The 14,072-nt window shown below is 68.6% G+C and carries 12 protein-coding genes; 7 read left to right on the forward strand and 5 right to left on the reverse strand.

Annotated elements, in window-relative coordinates:
- From ABZ420_RS32340 to ABZ420_RS32350, 3 genes are all read left to right on the forward strand, one after another.
- Positions 1 to 540 (forward strand): acyl-CoA dehydrogenase (locus ABZ420_RS32340; protein WP_357130919.1); only part of this gene is annotated, 540 nt, incomplete at its 5' end.
- Between the two features lie 185 nt (positions 541 to 725).
- The gene (locus ABZ420_RS32345; RefSeq protein WP_357130922.1) at positions 726 to 1,478 is read left to right on the forward strand and encodes a helix-turn-helix domain-containing protein; all 753 of its coding nucleotides are present in this window, start codon (positions 726 to 728) and stop codon (positions 1,476 to 1,478) included.
- 37 nt (positions 1,479 to 1,515) lie between these two features.
- On the forward strand, positions 1,516 to 2,601 hold the full coding sequence (locus tag ABZ420_RS32350; protein WP_357130925.1) for a DUF4185 domain-containing protein: 1,086 nt from the start codon (positions 1,516 to 1,518) through the stop codon (positions 2,599 to 2,601).
- Positions 2,602 to 2,647: 46 nt separating this feature from the next.
- On the opposite strand, the gene ABZ420_RS32355 is transcribed toward ABZ420_RS32350, so the two are convergent.
- The gene (locus tag ABZ420_RS32355; RefSeq protein ID WP_357130928.1) at positions 2,648 to 4,318 is read right to left on the reverse strand and encodes a VanW family protein; all 1,671 of its coding nucleotides are present in this window, start codon (positions 4,316 to 4,318) and stop codon (positions 2,648 to 2,650) included.
- A 544-nt stretch (positions 4,319 to 4,862) separates the two neighbouring features.
- Here ABZ420_RS32355 and gnd point away from each other — a divergent pair.
- On the forward strand, positions 4,863 to 5,891 hold the full coding sequence (gene gnd / locus ABZ420_RS32360) for a phosphogluconate dehydrogenase (NAD(+)-dependent, decarboxylating) (protein WP_357130931.1): 1,029 nt from the start codon (positions 4,863 to 4,865) through the stop codon (positions 5,889 to 5,891).
- A gap of 70 nt (positions 5,892 to 5,961) precedes the next feature.
- Here gnd and ABZ420_RS32365 read toward each other — a convergent pair whose 3' ends face one another.
- Positions 5,962 to 7,284, reverse strand: coding sequence for an acetyl-CoA C-acetyltransferase (locus ABZ420_RS32365; RefSeq protein ID WP_040870928.1), 1,323 nt, complete (start codon positions 7,282 to 7,284; stop codon positions 5,962 to 5,964).
- Between the two features lie 209 nt (positions 7,285 to 7,493).
- Between ABZ420_RS32365 and ABZ420_RS32370 the strand changes: the two genes are divergently transcribed.
- Together ABZ420_RS32370 and ABZ420_RS32375 are read left to right on the forward strand one after the other, a co-directional pair.
- The gene (locus ABZ420_RS32370; RefSeq protein ID WP_357130934.1) at positions 7,494 to 8,852 is read left to right on the forward strand and encodes a 3-oxoacyl-ACP reductase; all 1,359 of its coding nucleotides are present in this window, start codon (positions 7,494 to 7,496) and stop codon (positions 8,850 to 8,852) included.
- The gene (locus ABZ420_RS32375) at positions 8,849 to 9,739 is read left to right on the forward strand and encodes a MaoC/PaaZ C-terminal domain-containing protein (protein ID WP_357130937.1); all 891 of its coding nucleotides are present in this window, start codon (positions 8,849 to 8,851) and stop codon (positions 9,737 to 9,739) included. The genes ABZ420_RS32370 and ABZ420_RS32375 overlap by 4 nt, the downstream gene beginning before the upstream one ends.
- Before the next feature lie 100 nt (positions 9,740 to 9,839).
- On the opposite strand, the gene ABZ420_RS32380 is transcribed toward ABZ420_RS32375, so the two are convergent.
- The 3 genes from ABZ420_RS32380 to ABZ420_RS32390 form a co-directional block, all read right to left on the reverse strand.
- Positions 9,840 to 11,075 carry a DUF5685 family protein gene (locus tag ABZ420_RS32380; protein WP_357130940.1) on the reverse strand — a complete coding sequence of 412 codons (1,236 nt, stop codon included), beginning with the start codon at positions 11,073 to 11,075 and terminating at the stop codon, positions 9,840 to 9,842.
- Positions 11,076 to 11,186: 111 nt separating this feature from the next.
- Positions 11,187 to 11,786, reverse strand: coding sequence for a TetR/AcrR family transcriptional regulator (locus ABZ420_RS32385; protein ID WP_040870930.1), 600 nt, complete (start codon positions 11,784 to 11,786; stop codon positions 11,187 to 11,189).
- A 99-nt stretch (positions 11,787 to 11,885) separates the two neighbouring features.
- Positions 11,886 to 13,046: a glycoside hydrolase family 3 N-terminal domain-containing protein gene (locus ABZ420_RS32390; protein ID WP_357130943.1), complete on the reverse strand. Its 1,161-nt coding sequence runs from the start codon at positions 13,044 to 13,046 to the stop codon at positions 11,886 to 11,888.
- Between the two features lie 532 nt (positions 13,047 to 13,578).
- Between ABZ420_RS32390 and ABZ420_RS32395 the strand changes: the two genes are divergently transcribed.
- A complete protein-coding gene (locus ABZ420_RS32395) occupies positions 13,579 to 14,052 on the forward strand; it encodes a universal stress protein (protein ID WP_357130946.1) in 474 nt (157 codons plus the stop codon).
- Positions 14,053 to 14,072 lie beyond the last annotated feature (20 nt).

The raw sequence follows: 14,072 nt of genomic DNA on the forward strand, positions 1-14,072 counted from the left end.
ATCGAGCAGTACATCCGCGACGCGAAGATCGACTCGCTCTACGAAGGCACCACCGCCATCCAGGCGCAGGACTTCTTCTTCCGCAAGATCGCCCGTGACCGTGGTGTCGCACTGGCCCACGTGGCCGGTCAGGTGCAGAAGTTCATCGATGCCGAGGCGGGCAACGGCCGCCTGAAGGGTGAGCGCAAGCTGCTGGCCACCGCGCTGGAGGACGTGCAGGCCATGGCCGCCACGCTCACCGGCCACCTGATGGGCGCCCAGGAGCAGCCGAGCGAGCTGTACAAGGTCGGCCTCGGTTCGGTGCGCTTCCTGCTCTCCGTCGGCGACCTGCTGATCGGCTGGCAGCTGCTGCGCCAGGCGGAGGTCGCCATCGCGGCCCTCGACAACGGCGCGACCGGCGCCGACGAGGCGTTCTACAACGGCAAGATCGCGGTCGCGCAGTTCTTCGCCCGCAACGTCCTGCCGGAGCTGACCGCCACCCGCGCGGTGCTGTCCAACCTGGACAACGACATCATGGAGCTGGACGAAGCCGCGTTCTGACGCTCTGCGATACGACACAACGGCCCGGAGATCATCTCCGGGCCGTTGTCGTCTAGATTTGTCGTTTCGTGACGTTCGATCACCGCTCGACGCCGATCCTCTCCGGTAGATTGCGTGCTCCCGGGGAGCAGGAGCCTCCCCTTTCACACGGTTCGACACGAGAATCGTCGGCAGAGGTGCCCGAGGTGACGCGCAACGCAACTGGCATCGGCGCTTATCTGCGCGAACGACGCCTCGCCGCGGGGCTCCCGTCCGCCCATCTCGCCCAGCGCGCCGGCCTTACCGAAGCGGTGCTGGAACAGGTCGAAACAGGTTCGGTGGCACCGGATCACGCCTTGCTCCAGCAGTTGTTCGACGCGCTCGAGGTGCCGATCTGGTACCGCAAGCACATCGTCGTGCTGACCTTGCCGAGCTTCTTCACGGCCGCCTACGGCCCCGGTCCCGACGCGCCGACTCCGGACGACCGTGCCGACCTGCACAGCCTCCCCGACCCGGCCTGTTACCAGCGGATGCCTACGCAGGATCTGGTGGAGGCCAACTCCGCCTACGAACGCGCCTTCCCGGGGGCGGTCGCCCGGGGAAACGTGCTGGAGTGGATGTTCCTCGACGCGGCGGCTCGACGGGTGATGGTCGAGTGGGCCGTGGAGGCGCACCTGCTCGTCGACGCCTTTCGCATCCTTTCCCCGCTCGCCCCGCGCGAGCGCGTGGAGCAGATCGCCGAACGCTGCCGCCGCTCCCCCGATTGGGACCGCATGTGGACCACCGAAGTGAGAGCCGCGGACATCCCCCGCCGCAGCTTGCAGGTGCGTGACCTCGCCACGCGCCGGATCCGCTCGATGAGCATGCGGGTCTACAGCCCCGAACTCCCGGAACGGCCGTGGTGGCTCTACCGGCTGGTGACGATCGGCCGAACGCGCGGAGCACACGCGTCGATGTAGGCGACAGCGTGGCGACCAGCGGGCAGAATGACCCAGCATGACCCGATCGCTGTCCGCCCTCGCCCGAACCGGCTCGCTCGCCGCGATCCTCGCGCTGGCCGTGGCCGCGCCCGCCGGAGCCGACCCGAACAACGTCATCCCCATCCCCGCGCTCAACGGCATTCACGGCCTGCCCGAGCTGCCCGGACCGACCAAAGCGGTGTTCCAGGTGACCGGTATGGACAGCCCGAATCGCACGCAGAGCGTCAACGTGCTCGGCACCGACCTCGGCATCATGTGGGACGACGGCAACGGCCGGATGATCACCGCCTTCGGCGACAGCGCGGGCATCGGCGTACCCAACCTCCTCGCGGGCAGCATCTGGGCCTGGACCAGCAACGTGCTGTTCCGCAGCTCCACACACGACCCGGCCGCGGGCATCGTCTTCGACGATGTGGTCCCGAACCCGTTGCCCAGCCCGAAGATTCCCGGCATCGAGATCAGCCTCATCCCCACGGCGGGCATCTCGGTGGGCGGAGTGCAGTACATGAGCATGATGTCGGTGCGCGAATGGGGTGATCACGGGAAGTGGCACACCAACTTCTCCACCCTGGCCTCCTCCGGTGACGGCGGCAGCACCTGGACGCAGCTCACCCACACGCGCCGCGCCAACGTCGACGGCCACGAGAACTTCCAGCAGAACGCCTTCCTGAAAGCGGGCGGCTACGTCTACCGCTACGGCACGCCCGCGGGACGCAACAATCCAGGATTCGTCTCCCGCACGAAGGAATCCGATATCGCGAATATCGAGGCCTACGAATACTGGGACGGCAAGGAGTGGAAGCCCACCGATGCCAAGACCGCGGCCCCGATCGTCGGTGGCGTCGCCGAACTGTCGGTGATGTGGAACGAATACCTGGGGCAGTACGTCATGTCGACCACCGATCCGGCCAACAACGTCGTCCTGCGCACCGCGCCCGCTCCCGAAGGGCCGTGGAGCGAACCTCGCGTCCTCATCGACGCCCGTTCGCTTCCCACCGCCTACGCACCCATGATCTTCCCTTACCAGACCGGCCGCGATCTCTACTTCCTGGTCACCCAGCACACCCAGTACAACGTTCTGCTGATGCGAACGCCATTGTGAGGAAGCGGGAATCCGTCCTGTTCAACGCGTGAGAGGGCGGACTCGCTCACTCGCACTTCACCACCGGGATCGGGTCGTACTTCACCGTGCGGGTCTTGCGGGAGACTTCGCGGCCCGTTTTGCGGTCGGTGATGACGCGGGTGTCGGAGATGGTGAAGCCGGGTGCGCCTTCGGAAGCGATGCAGTCCTTGCCCTTGGGCAAGGTGACGGTGGTGGGGTCGGTCGGTTTGGTCTTCTCACCCGTGATGGATTCGACGTCGACCGTCTTGGTCCCCCACAGGCGGACGGTGATGTCGGAGTTCGTCGCGAACGTCTCGATGTAGATGCCGGTTTGGGTGTTGTTGCGGAATTTCAGGTCGATCGCGCCGTCGAAGACGGTGGCTTCGCGGGCGGCGGGGTAACGCGAGATGTAGTAGCTGTGCTCGGTGTGACCCGCATCCTCGAGACCGGCGAAATACGCCGCGTTGTACAGCGTGGTGGCGAACTGGCTGATGCCGCCGCCGACCGCGGTGCTGGGACGGCCGTGGTCGATGATGCCGGATTCGACATATCCCTCGGCGGTACCGCGCGGCCCGGTGAAATCGTTGAGCGAGAACGTGTCTCCCGGCTTCACGATCGCACCGTCGACCTTCCTGGCCACGGTGCGGATATTGACGCCGGAGGGACCGCTGAACCCGCTGGTGGTGAACGATCCCACGGTCTCGATCACGCCGAGGCCCTGCGCGGCCTCGGTGGTCAGTTTCGGTTCGATCCGCTCGTAGACCACCTGCGCGGTTCGCTCGCCCGGTGCGGTCAGCACCGCGGTGAACTGTTCGAGGGTCTTCGGCCAGTTGATCTTGTCTCCGACCACGGCGGGTACGACCGACGGCTTGCCGCCCGACACCGTGAACGTCGCGTCCTTCGGCTCGACTTCGGTGGTGGCCAGCTGCGGCGCGAGCAGACCGATCGCGGCGTCCTGATTCACCGAGACGGCGAGACCACCCTGCCCGTCCGGCCCGAAGGCCAGGACGGACGCGATCTGCGGGGGATCGAGCCGCGCCGCACCGCCTTTGCCCGCGAACGCGATCGGCGTCCGCACAGCGGGCTGCGCGATCTCGCGCAGGGCTTTGTCCACCGCTTCCGGACGCACCTGCAACGGCGCGGGGACAACGGGCAGGTCCACCGTAGACCCGGTGATCCACCGGTCGGCCAATTCCGTACGCGCGGCGGCGATGTCGAGGACCCGACCCGGAATGGGAGGCACCGCAACGGGTTCGGCCCTGTCGAAGGTGATGGTGCCGTCGACGGAGGCCCGGTCGTGCACCCGCAACTCGGTGAGCTGACGATCCAGCGCCGGTTCGTCGATCGCGCTGACGATCGACACCTCGCGCGTGGTGAAGACGGAGGCGAGGCGGGTGAACGGGTTGAGCGGCTGCGAGCCGATCCGCGACCAGGTGGCGTCCCAGTCCACGGCCAGTCCGGCGGCGCTCGGCACGATGCGGGTCTGTACGTCGCCGATGCGCAGCGGCAGCTCCCTGGCCGCCCTCGGGTCCAGTTCGGCGCGCAGGCGGGCGTCGGCGGCGGAGGTGTCCATGCCGCCCACCTCGACACCCGCGACGACGGTGCCGCGCGGTACCTCCCCCGAGGAGAGCATCAGGTCGACCACGTAGCCGAGCCCCGCGACCGCCAATACGGCGCCGACCGCGATACCCACCCGGCGCACGAGCGCGCTGTCCAAGCGCTTCGGCGGCGGGGTGGAGATCGGACGACGCGCGGACGCGCGGCGGGGTGCCGGGGGCGCGGGCCGGCGCGGGGTAGTTTGCAGGGGCTGCGTGGGCTGCGCGTCGCCGCTCCATGCGACCGACCGGTCCGATTCCGGAGGTCGCTCCGCCCCGAGGAGCTGGCGCCATCCGACTTCGCCACCAGGATGTGGGCCGCGTCCTCCGGTGCTCGGCTGGCTCGTCACGAACCGTCCTCCCCGTTTCGATTGAATTGTGGACCCGCGACGATGCGAGTCCCCATCACGATAGTGGTCCTGCCGACAGCGATCGGCACAGCACGGACATAGCGCACATCCCGCGCAAAGAACCGGGTACACCACACAAAGAGGCACCGCGCAGTTGCCGGGTCGGGGGTCTGGCAACTGCGCGGAGCCGACCTGTTTATCGGACCGTCGCGGGCGGCGTTACACCCGCGAGCCCGGCCGTGATCGATCCCACGCGGGAGAATCGAACAGGACGATCCCGCCGCAACACTTCGCATACGCAAGGGAGATGGATGGCATGCAGCTGGGAATGATCGGCCTCGGCCGGATGGGCGCGAACATCGTGCGCCGCGTCGTCGAGGACGGGCACACCGCGGTCGGATACGAACGGCGCTCCGCCCACATCGACGAACTGCGCGCGGAGCTCGGTGACGGCTTCCGGGGCAGCACCGATCTCACCGAGTTCGTGGGCATGCTGGAGACCCCGCGCGTGGTCTGGGTGATGATCCCGGCCGGCGCGACCGGGGCGGTGATCGAGCAGGTCGCCGAACTGCTCGAGCCGGGTGACATCGTCATCGACGGCGGCAACAGCCGCTACCACGAAGACCTCGAGCGCGCCGCGAAGCTGCGGCCCAAGGGCATCCACTACGTGGACATCGGCACCTCGGGCGGGGTGTTCGGCCGCACCCGCGGCTTCTGCCTGATGATCGGCGGCGAGTCCGAGCCGGTGAAGCACCTGGACCCGCTGCTGAAATCCATCGCGCCGGGCGTCGGGGCGGCGGAGCGGACACCGGGACGCACCGGCGAACCGTCCACCGCCGAACTCGGTTACCTGCACTGCGGCCCGGTGGGGGCGGGTCACTTCGTGAAGATGGTGCACAACGGCATCGAGTACGGGGCGATGGCCGCCTACGCCGAAGGATTGAACGTGCTGCGGCGAGCCAACTACGGGGCCGAGCACACGGGCGAGTTCTCCGCGGAGGAGACGCCGCTGGAGCACCCCGAGTACTACCAGTACGACCTCGACGTACCGGAGATCACCGAGGTGTGGCGGCGCGGGTCGGTGGTCGCGTCCTGGTTGCTCGATCTCACCGCCGCCGCACTGCACGCGGACCCGAACCTGGATTCCTACAGCGGCCGGGTGTCCGATTCCGGCGAGGGCCGCTGGACGATCGATGCCGCCATCGACACCGGCGTACCCGTGCCCGTGCTGTCGTCCGCCTTGTTCGCGCGATTCTCCTCGCGGGGCGAAGCGCTGTACGCGGACAAAGTGCTCTCGGCGATGCGCAAAGCCTTCGGCGGGCATCTCGAACTGCCCGGCGAGTAGGCGAAACGCGAAGGTGGTCCGGCCGGAAATCCGATCGGACCACCTTCGTGGTGTACGACTACGCCCGCGGTCAGCGCTCCAGGATGGCGACCACGCCCTGGCCGCCCGCGGCGCAGATGGAGATCAGCGCGCGGCCGGAGCCTTTCTCGGCCAGCATTTTCGCGGTGGAGGCGACGATACGGCCGCCGGTCGCGGCGAACGGGTGCCCTGCGGCCAGCGAGGAGCCGTTGACGTTGAGCTTGCTGCGATCGATCGACCCGAGCGCGCCGTCGAGGCCGAGGCGCTCCTTGCAGTAGGCGTCGGACTCCCACGCGGCCAGAGTGGCCAGCACCACCGAGGCGAACGCCTCGTGGATCTCGTAGTAGTCGAAGTCCTGCAGGGTCAGGCCGTTGCGGGCGAGCAGGCGCGGCACCGCGTAGGTCGGCGCCATCAGCAGGCCGTCGGGGCCGTGGATGTAGTCGACCGCGGCGACCTCGCTGTCGACCAGGTGGGCCAGCACGGGCAGCTTGTGCTCGGCGGCCCACTCCTCGCTGGACAGCAGCACCGCGGAGGCGCCGTCGGTCAGCGGGGTGGAGTTGCCCGCGGTCATGGTCGCGTCGCCCGCCTTGACCCCGAAGACCGGCTTCAGCGTCGCCAGCTTCTCGATCGAGGAGTTCGGGCGCAGGTTGTCGTCCCGGGTGAGGCCGAGGAACGGCGTGATCAGATCGTCGAAGAAACCGCGGTCGTAGGCGGCCGCCATGTTCTTGTGCGACAGGTAGGCCAGCTCGTCCTGCGCCTCGCGCGGGACACCGAACTCCTTGGCGGTGATGGCGGCGTGCTCACCCATGGACAAGCCGGTGCGCGGCTCGGCGTTGCGCGGGATCTCGATACCGAGCATGCTCGGGCGCAGCTGGCCGACCAGCTTGAGGCGGTCTTTGCCGGTCTTGGCGCGGTTGGCGTCGAGCATCCACTCGCGCATGCCCTCGCTCACCCCGATCGGAGCGTCGGAGGTGGTGTCGGTGCCACCGCCGACACCGGCTTCGATCCGGCCCGCGGCGATCGCGTCACCGACGGTGACGATCGCCTGCAGTCCGGTGCCGCAGGCCAGTTGCAGGTCGTGCGCCGGGGTGTACGGGCTCAGCTTGCTGCCGAGCACGCTCTCCCGGATCAGGCCGTGCTCGCCGACCCGCTTCAGCACGGCGCCGCCGACGACCATGCCGAGCCGCTCGCCCTGCAGGCCGAAGCGGCTGACCAGCCCGTCCAGCGCGGCGGTGAACATGTCCTGGTTGGAGGCGCGGGCGTACGCCTTGTCGGAGCGAGCGAACGGAATCCGGTTGCCACCCACGATCGCGACCGGACGGGTGGTCTTACCGGTCTTGGCGGTGCTCTTCGCCGAACGGGCTTTGCTAGTCACTCGAGTCTCCAAGGTCTCGTGGATGGATGTCCCGGCGGCCCGGTCGAGCGCGGACATTCCGCACTGCTCGGCGCCCCGTCGCGGTTGTTTACATTAAACTTACTCTGGAGTAAGTTTAATGTCGATACGTACCCCCGCAAAAGTGCGCCAGCAAACCATGCCGGGGCGACCCCAGACCCGAGAGACAGAACTCAGAAAAGGTAGGAATAGTGGCAGCCAGCAAGAGCAAGGGTGCTCCCAACCTCTATGGATCGTTCGTACACTCCGCACCTGGCGCGTTCCTGGCCAGCAAGCTCGGCCTCCCGAAGCCGGAGACACTGCGCCGCTACGTCGCGGGCGAGCCGCCGCTGACGGGCCCGGTGCTGATCGGCGGTAAGGGCCGGGTCGCCGAGCCGGTGCGCGCCCTGCTGTCGGACTACGACTTCGCCGACGCGCCGAGCCAGGGCACCAAGTACAGCGCCCTGGTGTTCGACGCCACCGGCATCGGCTCCATCGAGGACCTCTCCCAGCTGTTCGAGTTCTTCCAGCCCGCCCTGCGCAGCCTCACCGCGTCCGGGCGCATCGTGGTCATCGGCACCACGCCCGAACTGGCGGGCGGCGTGGACGAGCAGATCGCGCAACGCGCGCTGGAGGGCTTCACCCGCTCGGTGGCCAAGGAATTGCTGCGCGGCTCGACCGCTCAGCTGGTCTACCTGCACCCCGAAGCGTCCGCCACGGCGACCGGCCTGGAATCGACCCTGCGCTTCCTGCTCTCGGCGAAGTCGGCGTTCGTCGACGGCCAGGTCATCCGGGTCGGCAAGGACGACGCGAGCGCACCTGCCGATTGGGACCGCCCGCTGGCCGGCAAGGTCGCCGTGGTGACCGGTGCGGCGCGCGGCATCGGCGCGACCATCGCCGAGGTGTTCGCCCGCGATGGGGCCCAGGTGATCGTGGCCGACATCCCGGCCGCGGGCGAGGCGCTGTCGCAGACCGCGAACAAGGTGGGCGGCACCGCGCTCGCGCTCGACGTGACCGCGCCCGACGCGGCGGAGAAGCTGGCCGAATTCGCCACCGAGCGGTTCGGCGGCATCGACATCATCGTGCACAACGCGGGCATCACCAGGGACAAGCTGCTGGCGAACATGGACGAGGGCCGCTGGAACTCGGTCATCAACGTGAATCTCGCGGCGCCGCACCGGATCACCGAGGGCCTGGTGGCCAGGGGCGCGCTGAAGGAGGGCGGCCGCGTGATCGACGTGTCCTCGATCGCGGGCATCGCGGGCAACCGCGGCCAGACCAACTACGGCGCCTCCAAGGCGGGTGTCATCGGCATGGTGAACGCCGAGGCGCCGAAGCTGGCGGAGAAGAACATCACCATCAACGCCGTCGCGCCCGGTTTCATCGAGACCGCGATGACCGCCGCCATCCCGCTGGCCACCCGGGAAGCGGGACGACTGATGAGTTCGCTGCTGCAGGGCGGCCAGACCGTCGATGTCGCCGAGACCATCGCCTATTTCGCGAGCCCGGCGTCGAACGCGGTGACCGGCAACGTCGTCCGGGTGTGCGGGCAGAGCCTGATCGGAGCATGATGACCCAGGCTCCGGCAGGCAAGGAGAAGACCCAGGTGATCAGCCTCACCGAACCGCCGAAGAACAGTCGCCTGTTCGTCAAGGCGGCGCTGGGCGCGGTGCCGCTGCTGTCGGCGCGCAAGCCGGCGCTGCCGGACCGGGCGGTTCAGCTCGACGGGCTGCGGGTGGACCCCGATCACCTGGCCGCCTACTGCCGCGCGACCGGTTTGCGGTTCGGCGACGCGCTGCCGCTGACCTATCCGTTCATCCTCACCTTCCCGCTGGCCATGCAGCTGGTGGTGGCGCGCGACTTCCCGTTCGTCGCGGTGGGCGCGGTGCACGCGCAGAACGTCATCGAGCGGACCCGGGACATCTCGGTGAGCGAGCCACTGGACATCCGCACACACATCGAGAACCTGCGCGAGCACCCGAAGGGCCTTCTCGTGGACGCGATCAGCGATGTGAAGGTGGGTCGCGAGCTGGTGTGGCACCAGGTCACCACGTTCCTGCACCAGCAGCGCACCTCGCTGTCGGGCGGTCCGAAGCAAGAGCCGAAGCCGGACGAGGTTCCGCCGCCTCCGCTGCGCACGCTGCGGGTGGATCAGAAGACGATCACCCGGTACGCGGCCGCGTCCGGAGACCACAACCCGATCCACACCTCGGCCTTGGGCGCGAAGGCATTCGGCTTCCCCCGGTCGATCGCTCATGGCATGTGGTCGGCGGCAACCGTGCTCGGCGCGGTCGAGGGCCGCATTCCGGAGCGGACCACGTACGCGGTCAAGTTCGGTAAGCCGATTCTGCTGCCCTCCACCGTCAACCTGTATGCCGATCAGGCCGAAGGCGGTTGGGACTTGGCGCTGCGCCATCCGAAGAAGGGGTACCCGCATCTGACGGCGACCCTGCGCTGAACAAGCCGGAGCCGCATTCCGATTCGCGTGAATCGGAATGTGGCTTCGCGCTTTCCAGTGACCTCGGCCTGCCTGCTGTCGCGCGCCCGTCGGGCACCGATCAGCAGTCGCATCCGCAGTCGCAGCAGTTGCAATCCCCGCAATCGCAGCAGCCGCAGTCACACTCGCCGCAATCGCCGCAATCGCAGTTCTTGATCCACGCGTCCTTGCGTTCACCGGTGCACGGTTGCGTGTGGTCGGCGCAGCACGCGTAGCCGGTGCAGTAGCCGCCCAGGACGAGCGTGAGGGATTCGCCGATACCCGGGCGACGAGTCGGCGGACGGTGGCCGGTTCTGCGGGCGTGGGCGCGGACCTCGGCGTCGGGCGAGACCGAGCACGTGTGGGCGGCGAGTGCGCCGAGCCCGCCGCCGAGCCGGCGCAGCACCGCGGTCAGCGGGTCGAGCAGCATCCAGCGGACGGTGGGCACCCGGCTGAGCTCGGCCGCCGCCACGGCGGCGCGCAGGCTCGAATTCGATTGCCGGAGCAGTTCGTAAGCCTCGGGCACGGTGGTGTCGGTGGCCTCGAGGGGGTTGAAGCGGTCATGGGTGGCGTCGTCGTCGTAGTCGGCGACGGCGTCGGCCAGATGCGCGATCCGCCCGAACTGCCAGCCCGCCTCGCGCAACGCGTCGATGTTGTCCGAGCGATCGGCCAGCACGGCGGTGTGCGCGAAGAACGCCGACGCGCACAGCTGGGTCGGCGCGGTCAAGCGATCCAGCGGATCGGCCGACGGCGCCATCGCCGAGCGCCAGTGCGGTGAAGCGGCGAGCGATTCCGGCACCGATCCCGCGCCCGAACCACTCACGGCGACCAAATCTTTCGCTTCCTGCTCCAAGCGCACCTGCGCGGCGAGCGCCGCGACGAGCGGCTCGACGTCCAGGCCGATCCGCGCCGCACCCGCGCGCGCCTCCCGGTTCCATCGCGTCGCGGCTTTCGCCAGCGGCCTGCGGGCGATTGCGGAGACGTCACCGTCGTCCACGTGATCGCGAATCTTGGCCGATGCCAGCAGCAGTGACGCGGTGGTGGCGAGCTGGACGCCGGGTGAGCCGGCGGTGACCACCGACGCCCGGCGCATCCCGCGCAGCGGACACGGCGCCGCGGTGGTGCGTGCCACGGAACCGGACTGCGCCTCGGTGAGCACGCTCAGCACCAGCGCGTCTTTGTTGGTGGTGGAGCGAGCGAATTGACCGTGCCCGTCCCGCAGCCCGAGACACAAACCGCACAGATGCGCCTGCCACTCGGCCGCATCGATTCCATACTTCTGAGCGCCGTGCGCACACGGCCTGAGCAACCCGAACACTTCCGCCCCGTTTCTCCCCGGCTCGATCGCGTGAGCCGGCCCGCTGTTTGCGAACTCACGCACTGTGGCAGGAGGGCGGCGCCGAAGCAACCGAAACGGGCAAAAGGCGGGCTACTCGGTTTTCTTCCGGCCGGCCAGACCGCGCCAGGCCAGATCGTCGAGTAGGTCGACGGCCTCGGCGACCTCGATCCGGCCGCTGGCCAACCGGTCGGCGATGGCCTCGCCCGCGCCGATCACGGCGACCGCGACGACGTCGAAGTTCGTCCCCGGCTCGGCGTGCTTGGCGCTGGATTCCAGCAGTTTGGCGGTCAGCTCGATGACGCGTTCGCGCGCGTTCTCGATCTCCGAGGCGAACGCCTGCTGGCCGATGGCCTGCCGGTAGAGCACCTGCCAGGAGCGCCGGTTCCGGTCGACGAAGCCGAGGAAGCCCTCCAGCGCGGTGCGCACCTGCTCGTGCGGGGTGAGCAGCGGGTTGCCCGCGGGCGCGACGGATTCGATGAAGCGCAACCCCTCTCGCTGGATGCAGGCGCGAAATAGTTCGTCCTTGGAGCCGTAGTACAGATACAGCATCGGTTTGGAGATCTTCGCCTCGGCGGCGATCGCGTCCATCGACGTGTCGTGGAAGCCTTTACGCGAGAAGACCTCCACGGCGGCGTCGAGCATCTGCTGCTCGCGTACCGCCCGCGGAAGCCGCTTCGTACCGCCCGCCATCCACACTCCTACCACAGATGAATCTCATATATTACTCCAAGGTAAGTTCCGGCGGTCCGATTTGCTCACCGGTCGCCCGACTGGGCCGTGCGGCGCGCCTCAGCAGCGCGGCAACGCACCCTTGAACGCGGCCACACGCAACACCGACGCGTCCACCCGCGCCATCGGCAGGCGTCCGCTCGACACCGCCTGCTCCAGCCGGTCGAGCACCTGCGGCACCGCGTCGGTGGTGATCCACAGGGCGCTGTCCGCACCGGCGACCAGCGCGGCTTCCACGGCGTCTTCGATCGACATCCGGCTGGTGATCGCCGCCATGCCTCCGAGGTCGTCGGTGAAGATCGGGCCCTGGAACGGCGCGGCGCCGTAGCCGCTGCCGTCGCGCAGCAACCGCATCGCCTCCGGGCTGATACTGGCCGGGACCTCCGGTGTGGTCAGACCGGGCACGTCCAGGTGGCCGACCATCACGGCCGCGCCCGAGCCGATCAGGTTGCGGAACGGCATCAGGTCCACCTGCTGCATCTGGTCCAGCGGCGGGGTGCGCACCGCGCCGGTGTGCGAGTCGCCGGATCCGGAGCCGTGACCGGGGAAGTGCTTCATCACGGTGCCGACGCCGACCTCGCGCATCGCGCGGATGTAGGCGTCCGCGTAGCGGGTGACGACGTTCGGATCGTCGGAGAAGGAGCGGTCGCCGATGACCGAGTCGTCCGGCTGAGAACTGACGTCGACGTCGGGGGCGAAGTCCACCGTCACGCCGAGATCCTTCAGCGCACGGCCTCTGGTCACCGTCGCGTCGTAGAACTGCTCGGGGGTCATGGTCTGCGCCGTTTCCCGCGCCGACGGAGCCGCGCCGATCAGGTCGCGCACCCGCGAGACTCGGCCGCCTTCCTCGTCGATGGTCACCATCAGGGGCACCTTGGCAGCCTGCTTCACCTGGGCGATCTGGCCGGAGGCGAGCAGCGCCTGGTCGGTCCATCCGCCCACGAAGATGCCGCCGATCTGCTCGTCGCGCACCACGTTCGTGGCGTCGTCGGCGCCGGTGACGCCGACCGTCAGCAACTGCGCGAGTTTCGCGCGGGTGGTGAACTGTGCGAGGTATCCCGCATTGCAGTCCGGCGGCGCCGCGCTGGTGACGGGAATCGCCGCGGTGGTCGCTTCGGGCGTGGTGGTGCTCGATGACGCCGACTCGGTGGAGCCGCCGTTCGAGCAGGCAGTCGCGACGGCGGCGAGAACGGTGAGGACGAGCAGAGGCGTCTTCCGCATAGAGGCCAACCGTACTCGTGGTGACGTGCGCGACCGCAGTCGCTACGTCGCTACCGGACGGGTAACTCACGCACCGGTACCGAATCGTTGTCTCGCACTCGGCCATACCGGACCGATGGGTCACCGCCTTGTCCGCATCGTGATTTCGGCGTTCGCCATTCGCCGGGCCTGCCCACACCCGCCGTCGCATGCCGACAAGTCGCCCGGATGGCTTCGCGCTGATCACGGTCGGTTGTCGTACCCGCCGACGCGGCCCGCTCGCCCAGTGGTCTCAAGCGGCACAGCTGAGTCGGACGCGGCGGGCACAGGCTCGCCCGGCCCGTGGTTTCCGGCCGCACAATCGAGTCCGACGCAGCGCAGCCCAGTCACCGGGCCAGTAGTTCCGAGCCGCGAAAGGAGAAGTCCGAGGCTCATCGCCGTGACCACGAGGGGCCGACGTTTACGCAGGTCATACCACTTGACAAGCCGGTTCACCCGGGCCTGCGCGGGGTAATCTCGAGTTGTCGCCGTGTGTCTCCCTCAGGAGGTCATCGTGCCCTGCGATCTGATGCTCATCGCCTACGACGGCTCCGAGAACGCGAAGCGGGCTGTCGAATACGCCGGGCGATTCCTCAGCGCGAACCGCGCCGTCGTGCTGACCGCCTGGGAACCCATGGTGCGTCAAGCCGCTCGCCTGTCCGGGCTGTCGGGTGTCATGCAACCGGAATGGGTGCCGGACGACGAGATCGAGGACATCGCCTACGTCGACGCGCGCGCCACCAATACCGAGGGTGTGCGGCTGGCCGAAATGGCGGGGCTGAACGCCGAGGCGCGCACCGCGGAATGCACCACCACCATCTGGAACGCCATCGTCGATTGCGCCGACGAACTGGACGTCGACATCATCGTCGCGGGCACGCGGGGCGCCACCGGGATCCGCGCGCTGCTGCACAGCAGCGTCGCCGACGCCGTCCTCAGGCATTGCCACCGCCCGGTCCTGCTCGTCCCGCCCGGCAAGAATTCCTGACCCGCGCCCGGCGTGAGATC

Origin of the sequence: Nocardia sp. NPDC005745 (assembly GCF_040630775.1) — a bacterium.
Taxonomy (GTDB): domain Bacteria; phylum Actinomycetota; class Actinomycetes; order Mycobacteriales; family Mycobacteriaceae; genus Nocardia.

Coding starts and splice junctions, on each gene's coding strand:
- gnd (WP_357130931.1), top strand. CDS start 4,863: ATGCAGCTGGGAATGATCGGCCTCGGCCGGATGGGCGCGAACATCGTG.
- ABZ420_RS32390 (WP_357130943.1), bottom strand. CDS start 13,046: ATGCGGAAGACGCCTCTGCTCGTCCTCACCGTTCTCGCCGCCGTCGCG.
- ABZ420_RS32350 (WP_357130925.1), top strand. CDS start 1,516: ATGACCCGATCGCTGTCCGCCCTCGCCCGAACCGGCTCGCTCGCCGCG.
- ABZ420_RS32375 (WP_357130937.1), top strand. CDS start 8,849: ATGATGACCCAGGCTCCGGCAGGCAAGGAGAAGACCCAGGTGATCAGC.
- ABZ420_RS32385 (WP_040870930.1), bottom strand. CDS start 11,786: ATGGCGGGCGGTACGAAGCGGCTTCCGCGGGCGGTACGCGAGCAGCAG.